Consider the following 20,578-nt stretch of genomic DNA (forward strand, 5'->3'; position numbering starts at 1 on the left):
TATATAAATGAAAACCAAAGGGGAAAATTATGAATTTGACTGATATATTAGATAAAATTGATTATATAGATTACACGAAAAACAACGACGACGAGATTACAAATGTGACAAATGATTCACGAAAAATCGAAAAAGGTGGAGTGTTCGTTGCGATTTCTGGGATGGAATTTGATGGACACCGATTCATTGACAAGGCGATTGCAAACGGCGCAAATACAATTGTGGTTACTGAAGATGTCACAGAAAATGAAGGCATAAACTACATCAAAGTAAAAGATGCAAGGGTTGCTCTCGCACAAATTTCAAATGTGGTGTGCGATTTTCCGTCGAAGAAACTTCGTGTGATTGGAGTCACTGGGACAAATGGCAAGACTACAACATCTTCTATGATTAGTCATATTTTGGAACATTTGAACTCACCATGCACAAACATTGGCACGAATGGAACTTTTATTGCTGGAGAAAAATACGAAACGCCAAACACGACTCCCGAAATTTGCGAAATAAACAAGATATTGAAGCTTTCTGTGGATAAAAAAATCGACAATGCTGTTGTGGAATGTTCCAGTCATGGATTGTATTTGCACAGACTAGACGGGATTGATTTCGATGTGGCAGTGTTTAACAATTTATCGATGGAGCACATGGATTTTCACAAAAATATGGAGAATTATTTCGATGCAAAGATGATTTTGTTTGAAAATGCCAAGAAAAAAATTGCAAATGTCGATGATGAATATGGAAGAAAAGCGAAGGCGAAATTTGAAGACGCATACACATTCTCGCTGGAAAACGAATCAGATTTCAAGGCGGAAAATGTAGAATTAATTGATGGCAAGATGCATTTTGAAATCAAAAACGTGAAATTTGTACTCAACAGATTTGCGCTGTTTGATGTGTACAATGCGGTGGCTGCGATTGCTGCGGTGAATTTATTGGGATATGAACTCAAAGATATCGCCAAATCATTGGAAAGTTTTACAGGAGTTGAGGCGCGATTCGAATTCGTGAAAAATGACATGGGAATAAACATTGTCATCGATTTTGCACACACTCCAAAAGCTTTCGAAAATATCTACAAATCCGTGCCAAACGACAAACGAAAAATCGCAGTTTATGGAATGAGTGGCGACAGAACGAGTGAAATCAGATACGAGGTTGGAAAGATTTCAGCTGAAAACAACGTGTTCTCGGTTGTCACAACAGACGATCCGAAATTCGACACCTACGAAAACATCGCCGATGATATCGTCAGCGGGATTGAGGAAGAAAAAGGTGAATATGTCAGAATCAAAGACAGAAAATCTGCCATCAAACATGCGATAGAAATGGCAAATGAGGGAGATTTTGTGCTACTTTTGGGAAAAGGACAAGAAAACTTCATCAAGCTCAAAGGAAACGAAAAGACACCTTATTCTGAAAAAGAAACAGTCAACGAAGTGTTGGATGAATTGAAGAAATAAATAGGTAGGACATTTACACTTAACAGAGACATATGAAGCAGAAAACCAATTTGCACGAATATCTAGACTACGAAAATAAATAAACTCTAAGCTTGTGAACCTAAAATTGTGAACTCGCTAACGCTCAAACAGCACAATTTTTTAACGGTTCACTTCGCTTGAATTTATTATTATTTTCTCCGTATGATATTCTTAGCAAAACAGGTAATCTGCTTTTTTCATTGCAATTAAAAACCACAAAACTCGTAAACCTTTCATCTGTCTACAAAAATTGAAAAATTCTAATCTCGAAATCCTAAAATTTGAAGCACGCTTCGCTTACGCGGTCAAATTTTGGACGGGTTTCTTCGATTGAATTTAAAACAATTTTTTCCGAATGATTCGCTCTTTTACGATGTTTTTTTGTTTTGAAAAATCTTCCTCATTTTTTCTGCAAAATCATCCATGGGAGAGGGCGAGAGAAGTCATTTATAGAAAAAACCTATAAATAATGATTATCATTTTGTATTATCTAATTTTAAATGATATTATTTGTTACGAGGTGATTAGATGGTTGATTTAAAGAAGGAATTACCAGAGGTTTTTAACGATTTTGCAGATAGTCGTAAAAATGCTTTTTTGAAGGTAAAAGAAATAAAGGATAAGAATATTCCTATTATAGGGATTTTTTGTACGTTTTTTCCACAAGAGTTAGCTGTTGCGGCCGGAGCTACTTGTGTAAGTTTGTGTGCTACAAGTGATGAAACTATTCAAGATGCTGAGAGGGATTTGCCGAAAAACTTGTGCCCACTTATCAAATCTTCTTATGGTTTTGCATTGACTGACAAGTGTCCATTCTTCTATTTTTCTGATTTGGTTGTCGGAGAAACTACTTGCGATGGCAAGAAGAAGATGTACGAATATTTGGGAGAATTCAAGCCGGTTCATGTAATGGAGCTTCCAAATAAGAACACTGAACAAGGTCTTATTTTGTGGAAAGAAGAAATCAGAAAGATGATTAAAACTATCGAAGATTTATTCGGTGTTGAAATCACTGAAGAAAAGTTGAAACATGCAATCGATGTAAAAAACGCTGAGAGATCTGCTGTAAAAGATTTTTATTCTATAATGAAGGCTGATGATTTGCCAATCACAGGTGGAGAATTGTGGCATGTTTTAAATGGTGTGCAATTTGATTTCGACAAGGAACAAATTCCACAAATGCTTGAAGAATTAAAAGCGAAGGTTATGAATGAGCACAAGCACATTAGTGGCAAACCAAGAATTTTGATTACTGGTTGTCCTATCGGAGGTGCGACAGAAAAAGTTATCGAAGCTGTCGAAAACAACGGCGCAGTTGTGGTTAGTTACGAAAACTGTGGTGGTGCAAAGGCTATTGATGAAAATGTCGATGTAGACAATCCGGATATGATTGATGCGATTGCAAGAAAATACATGAACATCGGTTGCGCATGTGTGAGTCCAAACGAAAACAGACTGAAATTGTTGAACAAATTAATCGATGAATATAAGGTTGACGGAGTTATTGACATGCATTTACAAGCTTGCACTCCTTACCAAGTTGAAGGTTTATCAATTAAGAGATTCTGCAACGATAAGAAAAATGTTCCATATATTGCTGTGGAAACTGATTATTCAAAATCGGATATCGGACAATTAAATACAAGAATTGGAGCTTTTATTGAAATGTTATAACATTTTTTTGAAAAATGTGGTATAATAGTTTACAGAAAAGTCCATATAGGTTATACCTAGAAAATAATCGCCATTATTCTGAGCCGGCGGTTATTTTTTTGTTGTAAATTTTGAAATGTTGTAATAATCTGTATGAATATGTATGATACAATATAGTAAGTATTAATTTTGCACATAGGAGAGGAAAAACTTGGCAAAGCAAAAATCACTAAAATTAAACGCAATGCTTAATTTAATCAAAGTTGGGCTGAGCGTTGTCTACCCGTTGATAACTTTTCCTTACGCTACGAGAATTTTGCAAGTAGCAAACATGGGAAAGGTAAGTTACGGAGATTCAATTATTAAAATATTTATGCTGATTGCATCGCTTGGAATTACCAATTACGCAGTCAGAGAGGGTTCCAAATACAGAGAAAACAGAACGAAACTCAACCAATTTTCGAGGGAAGTTTTCTCCATCAACTTGTTATCTACGTTGATTTCTTACATTTGTTTATTGATATTCTGTGTAGTTTCTGTGAAAATGCACGATTATGCAACGCTTGTTTTCATTCAAAGTTTGAGTATAATATTTGCGACACTTGGAGTTGAATGGGTCAATGCAATCCACGAGGATTATTTGTACATTACGATCAGAAGTATCATAATTCAAACTATTGGTGTAATTTTACTATTTTTCGTAGTAAAAACTCAATCAGATTACTTAAAATACGCAGGCCTTACGGTTTTCGTAAATGGTTTGGTGTGCATTTCGAATATGTTACATGTGAGAAGATACGTAAGTTTGAAACCAACACTTAAACTAAATTTGAAAAGGCATTTGAAGCCTATCATGCTATTCTTCTCAAATAGTATCGCAGTTTTGGTGTATGTCAGCGCAGACATGACAATGCTAGGATGGATTTCGGGAGATTTTTACACAGGACTTTATGCAGTAAGCGTTAAGGTGTATTCTGTTGTAAAACAAATGCTCGGTGCAATTTACATGGTTACAATTCCAAGACTATCAAAGGCTGCTACATTGGATGACAAGACAGAATTTAGACATTTGTTGACAGAAATTTCAAGCTTTTTGCTATTATTAATGATACCAATGTGTACAGGACTTGGAGTATTATCCAAAAATATCGTCTATATCTTGTCCGGAGAAAAATTTATTGCAGCTACACTTTCGTTGCAAATTCTAGCAGTGTCAGTGTTTTTCGCAATAACAGGTGGGGTAATCACAACATGCATGAATGTTCCTCTGGGAAAAGAAGCGCTGAACTTGAAAGCGACGACGATATCGGCGTTTGTAAATGTGGGATTAAATCTAATTTTCATACCACTTTGGCAACAAAACGGTGCAGCAGTGACAACGGCGATTTCAGAATTAGTAGTAGTTCTTGTGTGCTTATTTGAATTTAAAGAAGCGAAATTCTACTTTGAAATGGATAAATTATTCTACACAATGAAATACGCAGTAGCAGGTGCTTTGTGGATACTTTTGACAAAATTTGTGGTCACAAAATTTATCACACATTACACAATAAACTTACTTGTAGTATTCTTGATAAGTATTCTAGGCTACACATTGATCTTGTTCTTCGGTAAAAATGAAGTGTTTATCGAAACATTGAAGAAAACACCACTTAAAAAATTAGTAAAATAGATTATAGGAGCATCGAAGGATGCTCTTTTTCTTTGTTTTTGCATAGCAATGAATAAAAGCAGATTACCAGTTTTGCTAAGAATATCATACGGAGAAAATAATTATAAAATCAAGCGAAGTGAACCGTTAAAAAATTGTGCTGTCTGAGCGTTCGCGAGTTCACAATTTTAGGTTCACAAGTGATGATTTTATTTATTTTCGTAGTCTAGATATTCGTGCAAACTGGTTTTCTACTTTAGTAAATCTTGAAACTACCTTCTACAATCAATCACTCATTAGCTCATCAATTCCCTAAAATAATACTAGAAAATTTTCACAATGATGGTATAATTAAATAATTAGATATAGGGAGTGATTTTTTATTTTTTTAGTTACGTTGCAGCAGATTTTGATTATGTTTGTGTTCATGGCGATGGGCTATATTTTTGCAAAAACAGGGTTTTTCAGTAGAGAAACTATCAGAGAAATGACAGGGTTTGTAATGTATGTTGTGGGATCAAGCGTTATTATAAACGCGTTTAATAGACCCGTTACACCTGTGCTTTTGAATAATTTTGCAATGACTGCCTTTGCTGCGGTGGTTTTGATGGGTTCATCTATTTTGATTTCTCATTTTTTGTTCAAATTTGATAGATTTTCGAAGAACGAAAACATAAGTACATACAAATTCGCATCGGTTTACAGCAATTGTGGTTTCATGGGAATTCCTTTGATTGAAGCGTTGCTTGGTGCGGATGGAACTTTTTTCGCAATTCCTTATTTAGCAGTGTTCAATATTTTGTTGTGGAGTCATGGAATTGGTTTGTACGAGATGACTGGAAATGGCAAGATTCAATGGAACAAGGTTGTGAAAAATCCTTGTATTATTTCGTCTGTTTTGGGATTTGTTTTGTTTTTCTTCGGGGTTATTTATAAAATGCCGAATGTTGTGACCAAACCTGTTTATTATTTGGCTAGTATGAATACTCCTCTTAGTATGATAATTATCGGCGCAAATTTCGTGAGTATTACAGAGCCTTTTCACAAAGACAAAATGGCGTGGGAAGTTTCTTTTATCAGAAATATTTTGTTTCCTTTGATTTATATCGCGATTTTGTTCATTATTCCGATGAATACAGATGCAAAGATTGCAACATTGGCGATGGCATCAGCTCCGATTGCAGGAGTGAGTGTGCTTTTCTGTTTGATGTTTAATAAATCTACGGATTTTCCGTCAAGGGCTTTGTGTTTGTCGACGATGTTTTCGGTGGTGACTTTGCCGGTTATAATTTTGATTGGTAGTTTAATCCTTTAAATTGGTATAATTTTTTGAAGTAGATATATATAAGATTGTGAATATATGGTAAAATAAGGTTAACAATACTTTTGTTAACCATTATTTTTTTGTAAAGAGGTGATAATTTGAGCGATTTAATAAAAAAAGAATTGATAAGAATTGAAGATCATGCAAATGATTGGAAGGATGCAATAAGAATTGCAGCAAAAAGTTTGTTGGAGAATGATTACATTAACGAACAATATGTAGAAGACATGATAAAAAGCGTTGAGGCTGCAGGCCCTTACATTGTGCTTGCTCCGAACATTGCAGTTCCTCACGCACGTCCAAACGGTAATGTAAACAAAATGGCGATTGGTTTGACCAAACTCAACGAGCCTGTGAATTTTAGAAATGAAGAAGAAGACGAGGACAACTGGGTAAGAATTTTATTCTGCTTGGCAGCGGTGGATTCTTCATCACACATTGTGGCACTTCAACAATTGGCAGTGCTTTTGGATTCAGATGAAATTACAGATGAGCTTATAAATGCAAAATCTGAAGACGAAATGTTGGATATTATTAACAAAAAATTAGAGGAGGGAAATGATGATTAATATTGTTACTGTATGTGGTAATGGAATTGGAAGTAGTCTTCTTTTGAAAATGAAGGTGGAAGCTATTTGCAAGGAAATGGGAATTGAAGCGAACGTTGAATCTTGTGATTCTAACGCAGCTGTAGGAAAGGGCGCTGACCTTTTCGTAACTGTTAAGGAATTTAAATCGATTTTTGCAGATGATCAAAAAGTAGCCATTGTAAAAAGCTACACTAACAGAAAGAAAATCGAAGAAGATTTGGTTCCAGTATTAGAAGAATTCAAATAAAAATTAAAAAATTTAGGAGGAATTTATGGGATTTTTAAACGTAATAAAGGATATTTTATCTGAACCTGCGTTTTTGATGGGTCTTATCGCGATGGTAGGTCTTATCGCACTTAGAAAACCAGCTCACAAGGTAATGACTGGTACATTAGGTCCGATTTTAGGATATTTAATGTTGGCTGCAGGTGCAAATGTTATCGTAACTAACTTGGATCCATTGAGTCAAATGATTCAACACGGATTCAACATTACTGGTGTTGTTCCTAATAACGAAGCTATCACATCTGTTGCGCAAAAAGTTTTGGGCGTAGAAACAATGTCAATTTTGTTAGTAGGACTTATTTTTAACTTAATAATAGCAAGATTTACAAGATATAAATATATTTTCTTAACTGGTCACCACAGTTTCTTCATGGCATGTCTATTGTCAGCAACTTTAGGTGCAATCGGATTTAAAGGAGTTGCATTGGTAGTAGCTGGTGGATTTATCTTGGGAGCTTGGAGTGCTATCTCTCCAGCAATCGGACAAAAATACACATTGAAAGCTACAGACGGTGACGAAATCGCTATGGGTCATTTTGGTTCATTGGGATATTATTTGTCGGCGTTTATCGGTTCATTAGTTGGAAAAGGTTCCAAATCAACTGAAGACATCGAAATTCCAGAAAAATGGAGTTTCTTGAGAAATACAACAATTTCAACAGCGTTGACAATGATTGTGTTCTATTTGATCGCAAGCATCAAAGCTGGTCCAGATTTCGTTGGCAAACTGGCTAACGGTCAAAACCCATACTTGTTTGCAATTATTTCTGCATTGAACTTCTCAGTTGGTGTAGCAGTAGTATATGCCGGCGTTAGAATGATCTTGGCAGATTTAATTCCTGCATTCGAAGGTATCGCTACGAAATTAATTCCAAACTCTGTTCCTGCAGTTGACTGTGCAGTATTTTTCCCATACGCACCAACAGCAGTTATCTTGGGATTTGCATGTAGTTTTGTCGGTGGATTAATCGGTATGTTTATTTTGGGAGCTGTCGGTGGAGTATTGATTATTCCTGGACTTGTTCCTCACTTCTTCTGTGGTGCAACTGCTGGTATTTACGGTAATGCAACTGGTGGTAGAAGAGGAGCAATGGTTGGTTCATTCATCAACGGATTATTCTTAGCATTCCTACCAGCATTCTTGCTTCCAGTTTTGGGACAATTAGGATTCAACAATACAACATTCGGAGATTTTGACTTCGGAGTTTTGGGAATTTTATTAGGAAAAATCGGAAACGCTATGGGTAGTGTCGGAGTTTATATTATTATCGCTATTTTGGCAGTAGTTTTAATCGCTCCTTCAATTATCACTAAGAAAAACACAGCAATCAACAACGAAGAATAATTTGAACTAGACGAGAAAGAGGTATAAATGAATAAAATTAATACAAAAATTTACTCAGACGGTGCAGTATTAGAAGACATGCTAGAATCATTGGCATCAAAAAAAGTAACAGGATTCACAACTAATCCATCATTAATGAAAAAAGCTGGAATCACTGATTATGTTGAATTTGCCAAGAAAGTTCTAGCTGAAATTACAGAATATCCAGTATCATTTGAAGTATTTTCTGATGATTTGGAAACAATGGAAAAAGAAGCAGACAAAATCTCATCATTGGGAGACAATGTTTATGTTAAAATTCCAGTAACTACAAGCAATGGAACATCAACTGCTCCATTATTGAAAAAACTTAGCTCAAAAGGAATCAAACTTAACGTAACAGCAATCTTCACAGTAGATCAAGTAAAAGAAGTAGTAGACAACTTGACTGACAATGTTCCAAGCATCGTTTCAGTATTTGCTGGAAGAATTGCAGACACAGGCGTTGATCCAATGCCAATCATGAAAGAATCATTGGAAATTTGCAAAACTAAAAAAGGTTGCGAATTGTTGTGGGCATCTCCAAGAGAAGTGTTCAACATTTACCAAGCAAATGAATTGGGAGTAGACATCATTACATGTACTCCTGCAATCATCAAGAAACTTTCATTGATGGGAAAAGATTTGAACGAATATTCACTAGATACAGTGAAGATGTTCTGCAAAGATTCAAAAGAATTAGGATTTTCAATTCTTTAATAAATACAAGAGCTCACAAAAGGCTCGTTGAATTAGAAATTTTAGAAAACTAAATTAGACAGTCTTTAGGTGGCAAGTTAAAAGGCTAAGAGCAGAGATGTTCTTAGCCTTTTTAATTTGATTAATTATATAATCGTTTCATCAACCACCTAAATTCCGATTTGCACTACTTTTCGTATTTCGTGTATTTGTTAAGTTGAATATCAATATCACGACCTGATTGGTCAGTGATTTTAATTTCATAAATCATAGATTATAATCTTTACGGATGTCTTCAAAAACTGCGCTTGCTTCTCTTTTTCTTTTTGCTTTGATATCCGCGTATCCTTTCTCAAGTTCTGCATTCAGTTCTGTTTCTGATAAAGTTGACATGTCTACAGGACGAGAAGATGGAATTTTCACTTCAAAAGGAAGTCCTCTGTGAAGAATTATCTGTTTATAAAACATATTAATAGCACTGGATGCAGGAATACCAAGTGCAGATAAAATACTTTCTGCCTTTTCTTTTACCTCCGGTTCAATACGCGCATAAAGATTTGCTGATTTTGTTGCCATATAAAACACCACCTTTACGATATTTTTATAATCTTATAATATAAAATTGTACGTACAATAGCAATACAAATAATATATATTTCCAGCTTAATCATCTTATTCGCAAGAAATCACAGATCAAGCATTTTGCACGAATATCTAGACTACGCGCAAGATCTCGCATGAATATCTTGGGGAAAATTTAATGATCTCATTCGCTCAGCCTCACTTCGAAAATCTTCTGTGTAGGAAAATGAAGTGAAGATTTTCTTGTTCGAAGCGTCGCTCATAAGAAACATTAAATTTTCTATGGTGATATTCAGCTCGATCGTTTTCTCTTTTTTGGATTAACGAAAACAACGATTAATTCTATGTGAATCCTTCCAACGGAACTAAAAAAATAATGACCACACTAGAGGATAGATTGCTCGGTGTGGTCATTTCCTTTTAACTAGCATTCAAGCTTTATTCGATGTTTAATTCTGACATAAGTCCTTTAGAAGGCATAGATGCGTTTTTAAAGGCATTTCTAATTGTTTTTGCTTCTAATTCGCCTTGTGTAGCAATTTGAGAAATAATTGTCTGGGCATTTGATATCTTTTTAGATGGCACTCTCATTCTTATTGCGGTTCCTTTAAAGTTGGTCTCTCCGTATTTTATTCCATGATTATCAATTAACATATAATTTCCATAACTAATAATACAGAAGCTTCCATTTAGATGCTTACAGATTTCATTGACCATATAAAGGCCGAATCCTGAATTTGCCCATTCATCGCTACTTTTTTGCTTCCTTGACGGTATAAATGCTTCTGAAATACCAGCTTTTAATGCCCATTGAAGAGCTTTCTCATTATCAGTAATATACTCTTCGTGAGCATGATTCTGTGTAATACTATTGTAAATGCCTATACCTTCATCTGCTATTGCAATCTCTGCTAATTCAAAGGATGGCCAATACTGTCCACAAACCCACATATTATTAGTACCGGCATGCTCTGGCGTATTTCGAAGTATCTCCCTGATTAAGTAGGTAAGAAGTTTATGTAGCTCTTTATTACCTCTATCAACAATGTGAGCTAATCTTCCAGCTTCTTTTTCTATCAAATTGCCAACAACCATGTAATTTCCATGTGAGATTTCATCCTGCTGTAATTCGTCAACTTTAATTAGAGTTATAGGAATGTAATTTTTACTACCATTTGCTTCGCCCGGCATTTTTCCTATGTCTACTGACTCAGAAATATATTTAAAAAAGCCCATTGTACCTGCATAACTCTTTTCTTCACAACCATGAATCCTAAATGGTATGTCTGGATATTGCATTCTGTAATTACGTATTGTAGCACCCATAATCAGCATAGGTAGAGGATCAAAATTATGCATTTTAGAAAAATCAAAAACAACTTCATCATTTGGAACTTTTTCGTATATATCGTTAGCAAATTTAAGTGTTCCTACAAGTTCCATATCTGGAACGTATATTCTCATCTATAATACCTCCTTACGCAATCCCAATCCAACCATAACCTTGAACTGCCATGTCCATAAAGTGGTTCATGAGCAGAGAAACCTTCGAATCAAACGCTGCTTTATCATAACTTTCAGGTAGATCATCATTCAATGACAATTCCACCTCATACTTCAGCTTGGCACGTGGCTGTTCGTCTTTATACCAATCCACTACAAGAAGACTGCTACGATTATCTACTAATTTCTTATAAAGATTCTTTGCGGAGAGTTTTACCTTTTTTTCCTCAGCCTGTGTTAATTTTTTTCCGGCAATCAGCAAATCATAAATCTCCAATTCTTCTTCCGTAAGACCCTCAGTGTTTGCACGATTGTCTTCTTGTTTCAGCTCTTCAAGAAGTTTTACAAGTTGATTGTAATAATCCTCGTTTTCAGTACCACCTGCGTTATAGGAATCAATAATGCGTTTGAAACGTTCTGAAAACTTGATTCTTGTACAATTTCTATTTATCATCTGTTCGAGCGCTTGCTCAATATATTCCTTCAAGTCGTTAATCTCAATAGCTTTATACTTAGCAATCTTGATTTCTTTTCTCAATACATCAACATCAACCTTAGAAAGATTAATAGCCTTTGTGCCTTTTATCATGAATTGTGCATTGTTCTCACTGCAAAAATCAAAGAAATCCTGACTTGCAGTAACACTACCATCTAATATCTGATTCATTTTTCGCCTTGCACGAGCTACCTTTTCATCATCTATAGTATGGTAGAAAAGCCCGCGTAGATACACAAGCGGTGCAAACTTATCATTGCTCCAATTCTTCTCAAAGATTTCCGGCTTTGATGCTTCGTGGAGATTTTTCAAAGTGTTAAGAATAACCTTAAATCTCTCTTTGTCATCATCTTTCGCAACGATAGTGTCATATGAACTTCTTAATGCATCTAATTTATCCAGTGTATCAGAGTTAGCAATTATCTTTTCTAAATCAATATCAAGAGACAACAAGAAAGAATCTGCTTCATCGATTGTGCCGTCAATATAACTGATTAATTGATCAATATCTTTTGCAGGGAATTCTGCTCCGTCATCACCAGCGGCATATTCTGTTAATGCCTTCTTCATGTATTTAAAGACATTTACGTAATCCACGATAATTCCCGCAGGTTTTCCAGGATACACTCTGTTGGCACGAGCAATCGCCTGCATCAGCGTGTGGCCTTTCATCGGCTTATCGAGATAAAGTGTCGAAAGATTCTTTACATCAAATCCTGTCAGCCACATCGCACACACGAATACAAGTTGCAGTGAGTCATCAGGATCCTTGAATCTATCCTCAATATCTCTTCCATCTGGCGTGATTTCTTTCATCTTTGTGCGATGCTCAGATATCTTTAATCCTTGCTTAGCAAACTTGGTTTCTTCATCATTTTCCTCTGAAATAATAACAGCCATTTCAACATTATTCATATAAGCAAGAATGCGAGTGAGCTGATCACGTTTTTCCTTTGTAGAAGCGGTGTTACGCTCTTTCAAGATTTTTTGCTTTTCTATTGCCCAGTAATGCTGAACCTTGTCATACATTTTGACAGCAGTATACTTGTCGACAGATACAACCATGCCTTTACCAAGGAATCCTCGTCTTGGGAAGTGGTAGGCAATATCCTGTGCAATCTTTTCTAATCGATCATCTCTCTTGATAACTTCAAGTATACGTGATGATGCATTCTCCAAGAGAAGAGTTTCATCTTCGTTAAGATTTTCTTCCTCGATAATGTCCACGACGTCATCGTCAAGAAAATCATTCTCGAGACCAACTTCCGGAACTCGTCTAGAATAGAACAAAGGCACTGTAGATCCGTCTTCAACAGACTGCGCAAAATTATACTCTGATACATAATCTCCAAACCACTGATTTGTAAGACGCTTTGTACCTAGAAGTGGTGTTCCTGTGAATGCGACAAAGTTAGCATTAGGAAGTGCAGTTCTCATGTTTTCTGCCAAATCCTTATACTGTGTTCTGTGTGCTTCATCAACAAGGACAATAATATCGTCACGAGTAGAAAGCACCGGATATTTCTTTGTCTTATCGTATCTGAATTTCTGAATTAAAGTGAAAATAAAAGCCTTATTAGTAGTCAAGAAATCTCTTAACTGCTTGCTGTCCTTTGGTTGGCATTCTTCTTTAGATCCAATAACTTCTGTACGCACAAAATTCTTATGAAGCTGTGCATCCAAATCATCACGGTCTGTAATAACAAGAAACGAGAAATTACCTTGAATCTTACGCTTCACTTTACGTGTAAACATAACCATAGAATAAGATTTGCCCGAACCCTGTGTATGCCAGAAGACACCGAGTTTACCGTTCAATTCTTTTCTATTTTTCACTGATTCCATCAAATTATTTACACCTAAATACTGGTGATTTTTTGCGATAATCTTTATTCTCTGATTTTCAAATAGAATGAAATTTTCCATGTAGTCAATCAGTCTATCTATGTTTAAAAGACCATCAACAAAATATCTGACAGAACTATCCTTGACATTATCTGCAGAAAGAATTGCTTCTCTATTCAGTTTTTCCTTTTCGCTATCAATCCTGAGCCATTCAAAAAAGAAATCATAGCTTGCATTAAAAGCACCAAGCTTTGTCTCCAAACCATTTGAAAGCACGCAAATCTGATTGAACGCAAAGAGATTAGGAATATCTCGCAAATAATCTTTCAGATTTTTGTTGTAGGCTTCCTCAACCTTAACAATGCTATTTTTCAGTTCGATAAACACAAGGGGCATACCATTGATGAAAATAAGGATATCCGGTCTTCTGTAGTAGACCTTACCTTGTATCCACATCTGAGATACCGCCGTGAAAGTATTGTTCTCAGGATGCTCAAAGTCTATTAATTTTACAAAATCAAAATCTTCTTTTCCGTTTCTGCGAACAGTGATTTTTATATTATTACGGATTTGTCTGTATAATTTGTAATTTGTATCTACGATGTCAGTCCCAGTGTAATCTTGCCTTAACGTCTTTACAATTTCCTCGATTTTATCCTCTTCGATAGCTGGATTGATACGCTTGAGAGAAGACAACATAACATCGGGAAGAACACATTCTTTCTTGGAATTTCTTCCTGTCCCGTCATTCAAATCATCACGCTTATTTGGATCAGAATCGCAAATGAGGATGTCGTATTTAAATGGTTCAGCTTTTAATTTTGAAAGTATAGCCTGTTCAATATCGTCTTCTGATATGAAGTTACGCATATTAACACCTCCTTAAACTTCTAATTTTCCGCTCATTAGACGGGGTAAAAGCAAATCTCGTTGCTTAATGAGCAGTTGATTTTCGTTCCAAAGTTTTTCCTTTTCTTCTATCATCGGTTTAACGATATCTGAAAATGACTTTTGTATATGATACTGTGGAACAAATATTTTCATAGCTATAAATCGCCCCCGGTGCCTTTTGTATTCTTCAGTAGAAATAAGCTTATGAACTGCATAATATAAATAATAATTATCAAATTTATTTTCATTCGATGTTATAAAAGGAACAACATTTTCTCCAAGAGAAAAATCTCTAATCATTAAAACAAATTTACACGAATGGTCACCAAATAAGATAATAGGGTTTTCTATACTTGCATAATGAGATGGCTCATTATTATGAAAGCCAAGAAAATCAGATGAAGACTGATCTATCACAATCACAGATCCCTCATTATCCAAATCCTTCTGTTTATACAATTGATTAAAAGGGAGTCTGTTTACACATTTTTTTACCTTTTCAACATCCCAACCCTTAGGGATACCATTCTCAAACTCCACATCCTCATATCCTGGAAAGCGAAATCTTACAAACCACTCCTTATAGAGATTTTCAGCCATTTGTTCTAAAAGTTTGATTCGCTTGTTGTTGTTTTCTATTGCATGGTCAAAAGTAGAAATGATTTCAGCAATTTTAAATTGGTATTCCGATGAAGGTAACTGAATTTTTTGCTTCTTTAGCATTGTGACAGAAAGTCCTGGCTGAGCAGCCTGCCCGGATAAACGGTTTAAATTTAAACTTGTTAGTGCATAGTTTAAAAAACGTGTATCATGTTCTTTTTTGCAGACACCAACGATAGCATGATCAGTCATATATCCCATACCTGAAAAATAATGAACATTACCACATTTAGCTCCTTGTCGACCTATAATTACACATTCACCGCTAAAATTGCTTTCGAAAGTGTATCCTCTTATTCCATTTCCACCATATACAGGATAAACTCCAGAGTCGAATATGTATTCACTTGTTATATTCTTACCACTACTGAATCTAGTGAATAAATCTCCTAATCTATATGTATATAGGTTCATCTCACTCACCCAACAATTCTTTCAAATTATTTGCTATAAGTTGTTCAAGTGCCTTTGCCTCAGCACTTAATGCAGTGAACTCAGCATTTAGGGAATACATTTCTTCTTTGAATTCTTCCTGTGTTAAGCCATCGTCTTCAATAACCACACCAACATATCGGCCTGCATTAAGAGAGTAGTCTTGGTCAATGATTCCGTCTTCACCATCCATAGGTGCGGCTTTGCAAAGACCGATAACATCAGCGTATTCGCCATTCGGGAATCTTTCTGTTAGCCAATCAATCTGTGACTGCCAATATGATTTTGTAAGAATTTCTTTGTCATCAGAAGATTCCGGTGCATTGGCAAGCTCTGCTTTATACTCATCAATCAAATCTACAAGTGCCTGTGTATCGCCATGATAAAGCTTTGTGATAACACCAAGGTTTTTAATCTGTTCATCTGAGAATTTTCTATGGGCACGGTCGACCTGGGTAAATACATTTCTTGCATCGATAAATAAGATTTCATTTTTCTTGTCAGTATTTGGCTTTTGCTTGTCGAAGAACCAAAGTGTTGCAGGAAGTGTCACTGATGAGAACATATTAGATGGAAGTGTCACCATTTGTGAGATGATGCCTTCTTCAATCATTTTCTTCCTAATATCGTATTCTGACCCCGATGCATCAGATGCGGAATTTGCCATGACAAGTGCTGCTTTACCTTTTTCGTTTAAGGCGGTCGCAAAGTAGCCTATCCACAAATAGTTTGCGTTAGGTACGGTTTCTTTCTTATCAGATTTTTTCTTTTTTGATTTGCTTTTGTTTCTTGGCACTCCATATGTATTGAAACGATTATCATCAGAAACCTTCTCAACTACAACTTCATCTACGTTGAACGGAGGATTTGCCATTACGTAATCAAATTGTCCGTACGCATTATATGGGTCTGAATAAAATGAGTTCGCTTCTGTGATATCGCCACGTACATTATTAAGAAGCAGATTCATTTTTGCTAGTTTTACTGTATCTGGTTCTTTCTCAACACCATAACAGCGAAACTTCATCTGTTCACTTTCGCTTGCGTTGTGGTTGTGCATGTACCTTGCAGCCTGTACAAACATGCCCCCTGAACCGCATGCAGGATCCAAAAACTTCTTTTCACCCGGTTGTGGATTTAAAACTTCTACCATATATCGAACAACAGTTGCAGGCGTATAGAATGTTCCACCATCCTTACCTTCTGCAAGGGCAAAGTTACCTAAGAAATATTCGTAGATTTCACCGAAAATATCGATTGTACTGTTTTCTGGAATATCTTTGAAAATACGTACAATGTTAGATAGAAGCTCTGGTTCTTCTTCCGGAACTAACTGAGCGTATACTTCTTTTGGAAGTACTCCATCCATTTTAGGATTTTCATCTTCAATGGCTTCCATTGCTTTCTTTACGAGGGTAGCCTTGTTTGCATCGTCCGGTGCATCATTGATGAAGTCATAATAAGCACACTCTGGAAGATAGAAGCCACATTTCTCAATGGAAATTTCTTTGATGGATTTTTCCATGCGTCCGCCTTTAAGGCGATTGTATTCTGCTTCGATTTCTTCCTTATGTTGTTTATATAAAATATCTGCATATCTAAGGAATATAAGTCCCAAGATAGGCTGTCCATATTTATTTGCAGCTAAATGAGCACTTGCACGCAAAACATCGGCAGAGTGCCATAAGGTGTCTTTTAATTCTTTCAATTCTTTATCTGTCATAGCGTATTGCTCCTTTATTTTTCTGTTTTGTAATCAAGCCAAGCTTGCTCTATTGTTTCATATGGAAGGTTATGTTCTAAGCAAAACGCATTAATGCTTTTCATTGCTTTCAAGTTTGGCTTTGCACGTCCTGATTCCCAGCGATTTACTGTGGAAAAAGCCACACCGATTTTATCAGCAAAATCCTGCTGCGTGAGGAATGAACGTTGTCTAATTCTTTTTATTTCTTCAGGGAAATTCATATGCATCTCCTTTTCATTTATTATTCATAAATATAGCGTTATTATACTAAATAAATATGAATTTTTCTAGTACCTAGTCATCCAAGACATTTTTCTTGAGGGATTTTTATTTATTACTAAAATTTTATCTCACAAATCCCATTAGTAAGTAAGAAAGGATAAATCAAAAAAATTCAAAATAATTTTACAAATTTCACCTAAAATTATATGTACTGTAATTTATTGAAAAATTTTATAAGTAATTTCCTTTAAATGTTGATGTTTTTGTTGTAAATGATATGTTTTAATGTTAAAATAAAAGGTAGTATTTATATATATTAAAGTAAGGAGATTTATATGGGAGTATTTGAATCTATTTTTGGCTCAGCTAATAAAAAAGAGCTAAAGAAAATAGAACCAATTATTAAAAAAATTGAATCATATGATAAGTCTATGCAACAATTATCAGATGATGAATTAAAGCATAAAACTGTTGAATTCAAGGAAAGATTAAAAAATGGAGAAACTTTGGACGATATTTTACCAGAAGCATTTGCTGTAGTTAGAGAAGCCAGCTACAGAGTTTTGGGTATGAAACAATATCGTGTGCAATTAATCGGTGGTATTGTTTTGCACCAAGGTAGAATTGCAGAAATGAAAACTGGTGAAGGTAAGACTTTGGTTGCAACTTTACCTGCATATTTGAATGCGCTTAGTGGTAAGGGCGTTCACGTGGTTACTGTCAATGATTATCTTGCAAAGAGAGATAAGGAATGGATGGGAAAGGTTCACGAATTTTTGGGATTAACTGTAGGCGTTATCGTTTATGGTTTGGACAATGATGAAAGACGTGAAAACTACGCTTGTGATATTACTTACGGTACTAATAACCAATACGGTTTCGATTATTTGCGTGACAACATGGTTATTTACAAAAAAGACAAGGTTCAAAGAGGCCTTAACTTTGCAATCGTGGACGAAGTTGACTCTATCTTAATAGATGAAGCTAGAACTCCACTTATTATTTCTGGTCAAGGCGACGAATCTACAGATATGTACATGAGAGCAAATATGTTTGCTAATGGTTTGACTGGACGTATTATGGATCCAGAAGAAGACAAGCCAGATATTTTCGATCGTGAATTCAAGGATGAAACTGTTGATTTCTTAGTTGACGAAAAGAGAAAAACTGCCAGTCTTACAGAAGTTGGTACTAGAAAAGCTGAAGAATATTTCGGCGTAGAAAACTTGTCTGATCCTAACAACATGGAATTAGCTCATCACATCAACCAAGCTTTGAAGGCTAACAATACGATGAAACGTGATATTGATTACGTAGTAAAAGACGATGAAATTCTTATCGTTGATGAATTTACTGGTCGTATCATGGAAGGTAGAAGATATTCTGACGGTCTTCACCAAGCTATCGAAGCAAAAGAAGGTGTTGAAGTTAAGAGCGAATCCAAAACTTTGGCAACAGTTACATTCCAAAATTACTTTAGAATGTACAACAAATTAAGCGGTATGACTGGTACTGCCAAGACTGAAGAAGCAGAATTCAACGAAATCTACAAGATGGACGTTGTTGAAATTCCTACTAACAAACCAGTAGCCAGAGTTGACGAACAAGACAGAGTTTACATCAACGAAAATGCAAAATTCAACGCAATCGTTGAAGAAATAAAAGAAATTCACAAGACTGGTCAACCAATTCTAGTTGGTACAATTTCAATTGAAGTTTCAGAAAGATTGTCCAACTTGCTGAAGAAAAATGGAATCAAACACGACGTATTGAACGCTAAGCAACACGAACGTGAAGCAGAAATCGTAGCACAAGCAGGTATGTTTGACAAGGTTACTATCGCGACAAACATGGCCGGCCGTGGTACCGACATTCTTTTAGGCGGTAACCCAGATTTCATGGCAAAACACGACATGAAAAAACAAGGTTACGGAGATTATGTAATCGAAAGTTTGGATTCATTCTTACCAAGTACAGATGAAGAATTAGTTGCAGCAAGAAATGTTTACAACGAATTGCACAAAAAATACAAGAAAATGACTGACGAAAACAAGAAAAAAGTTCTTGAAGTCGGCGGATTATATATTATCGGTACGGAACGTCACGAATCACGTCGTATCGACAACCAATTGCGTGGTCGTTCTGGTCGTCAAGGTGACCCTGGTAGATCAAGATTTTTCGTATCATTAGGAGACAACTTAATGAGATTGTTCGGTGGAGAAACTATCCAAAAATACGCTGAATCTGGCAAGTTCCCAGAAGACGAACCAATGGAATTCAGAACAATTACTAAAGCAATCGAAAGAGCACAAACAAAAGTTGAATCCAATAACTTTGGTATCAGAAAGAACGTATTGAAATACGACGACGTTATGAATGCACAACGTAAAGTAATTTATACTGAAAGAGATAAAGTACTTGACGGTGAAGACATGCACGAATCTATCGTTGCTATGATTAAGGACATCATTTCAAATGCTATCGACACATATTGCCAAGATCCTAAATCAGAAAATTGGGAAATGGAAGCATTGATGACTTACCTTAACACATTCATTCCAGAAGGAACTTTGGATCTTACAAGACTCAACAGCTACAACAAGAAAACTTTCACAGATTATGTAATTCAAAAAGCGTTGGAAGTTTACAATGCAAAAGAAGAAGCCATCGGCAAAGAAAAATTCAGAGAAATCGAACGTGTAATTCTTCTTATGGTTGTAGATAGAAAATGGATGGATCACATTGATGCGATGGATCAATTGCGTCAAGGTATTGGCCTAAGAGCATTCGGTCAACAAGACCCAGTAAGAGCTTACAACAACGAAGGTTTCGAAATGTTTGAAGATATGAACCACTCTATCAAAGAAGACACAGTTAGAGGAATGTTCAACGTTCAACCAGTTGAAGAAATCGAAAGAAAACAAGTAGCTCACGAAACATCAGCAACAGGTGGAGAAGAAGAAATTAACAAACCAGTAGTTAAAGGTAAGAAAATCGGTAGAAACGATCCATGTCCATGCGGAAGTGGTAAGAAATACAAAAACTGCTGTGGTAAAAACAGATAAAAACAAATAGTGGAAAAGCCCTAGGCGAAATGTTTGGTTTTGATTATTGAACATCAAACATTTATAGCTAAGGATATCATACGGAAAA

15 protein-coding genes are annotated in these 20,578 nt (G+C 35.7%); 9 read left to right on the plus strand and 6 right to left on the minus strand.

All coding sequences use genetic code 11. The features are described 5' to 3' along the window. The first annotated feature begins 29 nt into the window (after window positions 1-29). From ACU68Y_RS02725 to ACU68Y_RS02760, 8 genes are all read left to right on the plus strand, one after another. Window positions 30-1,463 carry a UDP-N-acetylmuramoyl-L-alanyl-D-glutamate--2,6-diaminopimelate ligase gene (locus ACU68Y_RS02725; protein ID WP_446755467.1) on the plus strand — a complete coding sequence of 478 codons (1,434 nt, stop codon included), beginning with the start codon at window positions 30-32 and terminating at the stop codon, window positions 1,461-1,463. 549 nt (window positions 1,464-2,012) lie between these two features. Beyond that, entirely contained in the window at window positions 2,013-3,158 is a 1,146-nt protein-coding gene (locus ACU68Y_RS02730) for a double-cubane-cluster-containing anaerobic reductase (protein ID WP_316449587.1), read from the plus strand. Window positions 3,159-3,348: 190 nt separating this feature from the next. Continuing rightward, window positions 3,349-4,809 (plus strand): flippase, encoded by a 1,461-nt coding sequence (locus tag ACU68Y_RS02735; RefSeq protein ID WP_446755468.1) that lies wholly within the window; start codon window positions 3,349-3,351, stop codon window positions 4,807-4,809. A gap of 376 nt (window positions 4,810-5,185) precedes the next feature. After that, window positions 5,186-6,103 carry an AEC family transporter gene (locus ACU68Y_RS02740; protein ID WP_446755469.1) on the plus strand — a complete coding sequence of 306 codons (918 nt, stop codon included), beginning with the start codon at window positions 5,186-5,188 and terminating at the stop codon, window positions 6,101-6,103. A 107-nt stretch (window positions 6,104-6,210) separates the two neighbouring features. After that, window positions 6,211-6,681, plus strand: coding sequence for a PTS sugar transporter subunit IIA (locus tag ACU68Y_RS02745; protein ID WP_002840433.1), 471 nt, complete (start codon window positions 6,211-6,213; stop codon window positions 6,679-6,681). After that, window positions 6,674-6,949 (plus strand): PTS sugar transporter subunit IIB, encoded by a 276-nt coding sequence (locus ACU68Y_RS02750; protein ID WP_316517988.1) that lies wholly within the window; start codon window positions 6,674-6,676, stop codon window positions 6,947-6,949. Before ACU68Y_RS02745 ends, ACU68Y_RS02750 begins: the two co-directional genes overlap by 8 nt. Before the next feature lie 25 nt (window positions 6,950-6,974). Then, window positions 6,975-8,333: a PTS ascorbate transporter subunit IIC gene (locus ACU68Y_RS02755; RefSeq protein ID WP_446755470.1), complete on the plus strand. Its 1,359-nt coding sequence runs from the start codon at window positions 6,975-6,977 to the stop codon at window positions 8,331-8,333. 27 nt (window positions 8,334-8,360) lie between these two features. Beyond that, a complete protein-coding gene (locus ACU68Y_RS02760; protein ID WP_316449590.1) occupies window positions 8,361-9,071 on the plus strand; it encodes a transaldolase in 711 nt (236 codons plus the stop codon). 246 nt (window positions 9,072-9,317) lie between these two features. On the opposite strand, the gene ACU68Y_RS02765 is transcribed toward ACU68Y_RS02760, so the two are convergent. From ACU68Y_RS02765 to ACU68Y_RS02790, 6 genes are all read right to left on the minus strand, one after another. Beyond that, on the minus strand, window positions 9,318-9,626 hold the full coding sequence (locus tag ACU68Y_RS02765; protein WP_446755471.1) for a type II toxin-antitoxin system RelB/DinJ family antitoxin: 309 nt from the start codon (window positions 9,624-9,626) through the stop codon (window positions 9,318-9,320). A 444-nt stretch (window positions 9,627-10,070) separates the two neighbouring features. Next, window positions 10,071-11,096 (minus strand): ATP-binding protein, encoded by a 1,026-nt coding sequence (locus ACU68Y_RS02770; protein ID WP_012291164.1) that lies wholly within the window; start codon window positions 11,094-11,096, stop codon window positions 10,071-10,073. A 13-nt stretch (window positions 11,097-11,109) separates the two neighbouring features. Next, window positions 11,110-14,346, minus strand: coding sequence for a type I restriction endonuclease subunit R (locus ACU68Y_RS02775; protein WP_446755472.1), 3,237 nt, complete (start codon window positions 14,344-14,346; stop codon window positions 11,110-11,112). A gap of 12 nt (window positions 14,347-14,358) precedes the next feature. Beyond that, window positions 14,359-15,441 (minus strand): restriction endonuclease subunit S, encoded by a 1,083-nt coding sequence (locus tag ACU68Y_RS02780; RefSeq protein ID WP_446755473.1) that lies wholly within the window; start codon window positions 15,439-15,441, stop codon window positions 14,359-14,361. 1 nt (window position 15,442) lies between these two features. Beyond that, window positions 15,443-17,182, minus strand: coding sequence for a type I restriction-modification system subunit M (locus ACU68Y_RS02785; protein ID WP_446755474.1), 1,740 nt, complete (start codon window positions 17,180-17,182; stop codon window positions 15,443-15,445). Between the two features lie 14 nt (window positions 17,183-17,196). Further along, window positions 17,197-17,424 carry a helix-turn-helix domain-containing protein gene (locus ACU68Y_RS02790; protein WP_002841002.1) on the minus strand — a complete coding sequence of 76 codons (228 nt, stop codon included), beginning with the start codon at window positions 17,422-17,424 and terminating at the stop codon, window positions 17,197-17,199. Window positions 17,425-17,760: 336 nt separating this feature from the next. Between ACU68Y_RS02790 and secA the strand changes: the two genes are divergently transcribed. Further along, entirely contained in the window at window positions 17,761-20,490 is a 2,730-nt protein-coding gene (secA, locus tag ACU68Y_RS02795; protein ID WP_154274081.1) for a preprotein translocase subunit SecA, read from the plus strand. Window positions 20,491-20,578: the final 88 nt, after the last annotated feature.

Source organism: Finegoldia sp. P1-F-LS, from assembly GCF_052932205.1.

Bases quoted from the DNA above. Each gene is read 5' to 3' on its own strand.
- ACU68Y_RS02775 (WP_446755472.1), bottom strand. From the start codon at position 14,346: ATGCGTAACTTCATATCAGAAGACGATATTGAACAGGCTATACTTTCA.
- ACU68Y_RS02760 (WP_316449590.1), top strand. From the start codon at position 8,361: ATGAATAAAATTAATACAAAAATTTACTCAGACGGTGCAGTATTAGAA.
- ACU68Y_RS02755 (WP_446755470.1), top strand. From the start codon at position 6,975: ATGGGATTTTTAAACGTAATAAAGGATATTTTATCTGAACCTGCGTTT.
- ACU68Y_RS02725 (WP_446755467.1), top strand. From the start codon at position 30: ATGAATTTGACTGATATATTAGATAAAATTGATTATATAGATTACACG.
- ACU68Y_RS02770 (WP_012291164.1), bottom strand. From the start codon at position 11,096: ATGAGAATATACGTTCCAGATATGGAACTTGTAGGAACACTTAAATTT.
- ACU68Y_RS02765 (WP_446755471.1), bottom strand. From the start codon at position 9,626: ATGGCAACAAAATCAGCAAATCTTTATGCGCGTATTGAACCGGAGGTA.
- ACU68Y_RS02785 (WP_446755474.1), bottom strand. From the start codon at position 17,182: ATGACAGATAAAGAATTGAAAGAATTAAAAGACACCTTATGGCACTCT.
- ACU68Y_RS02790 (WP_002841002.1), bottom strand. From the start codon at position 17,424: ATGAATTTCCCTGAAGAAATAAAAAGAATTAGACAACGTTCATTCCTC.
- ACU68Y_RS02780 (WP_446755473.1), bottom strand. From the start codon at position 15,441: ATGAACCTATATACATATAGATTAGGAGATTTATTCACTAGATTCAGT.
- secA (WP_154274081.1), top strand. From the start codon at position 17,761: ATGGGAGTATTTGAATCTATTTTTGGCTCAGCTAATAAAAAAGAGCTA.
- ACU68Y_RS02730 (WP_316449587.1), top strand. From the start codon at position 2,013: ATGGTTGATTTAAAGAAGGAATTACCAGAGGTTTTTAACGATTTTGCA.
- ACU68Y_RS02750 (WP_316517988.1), top strand. From the start codon at position 6,674: ATGATTAATATTGTTACTGTATGTGGTAATGGAATTGGAAGTAGTCTT.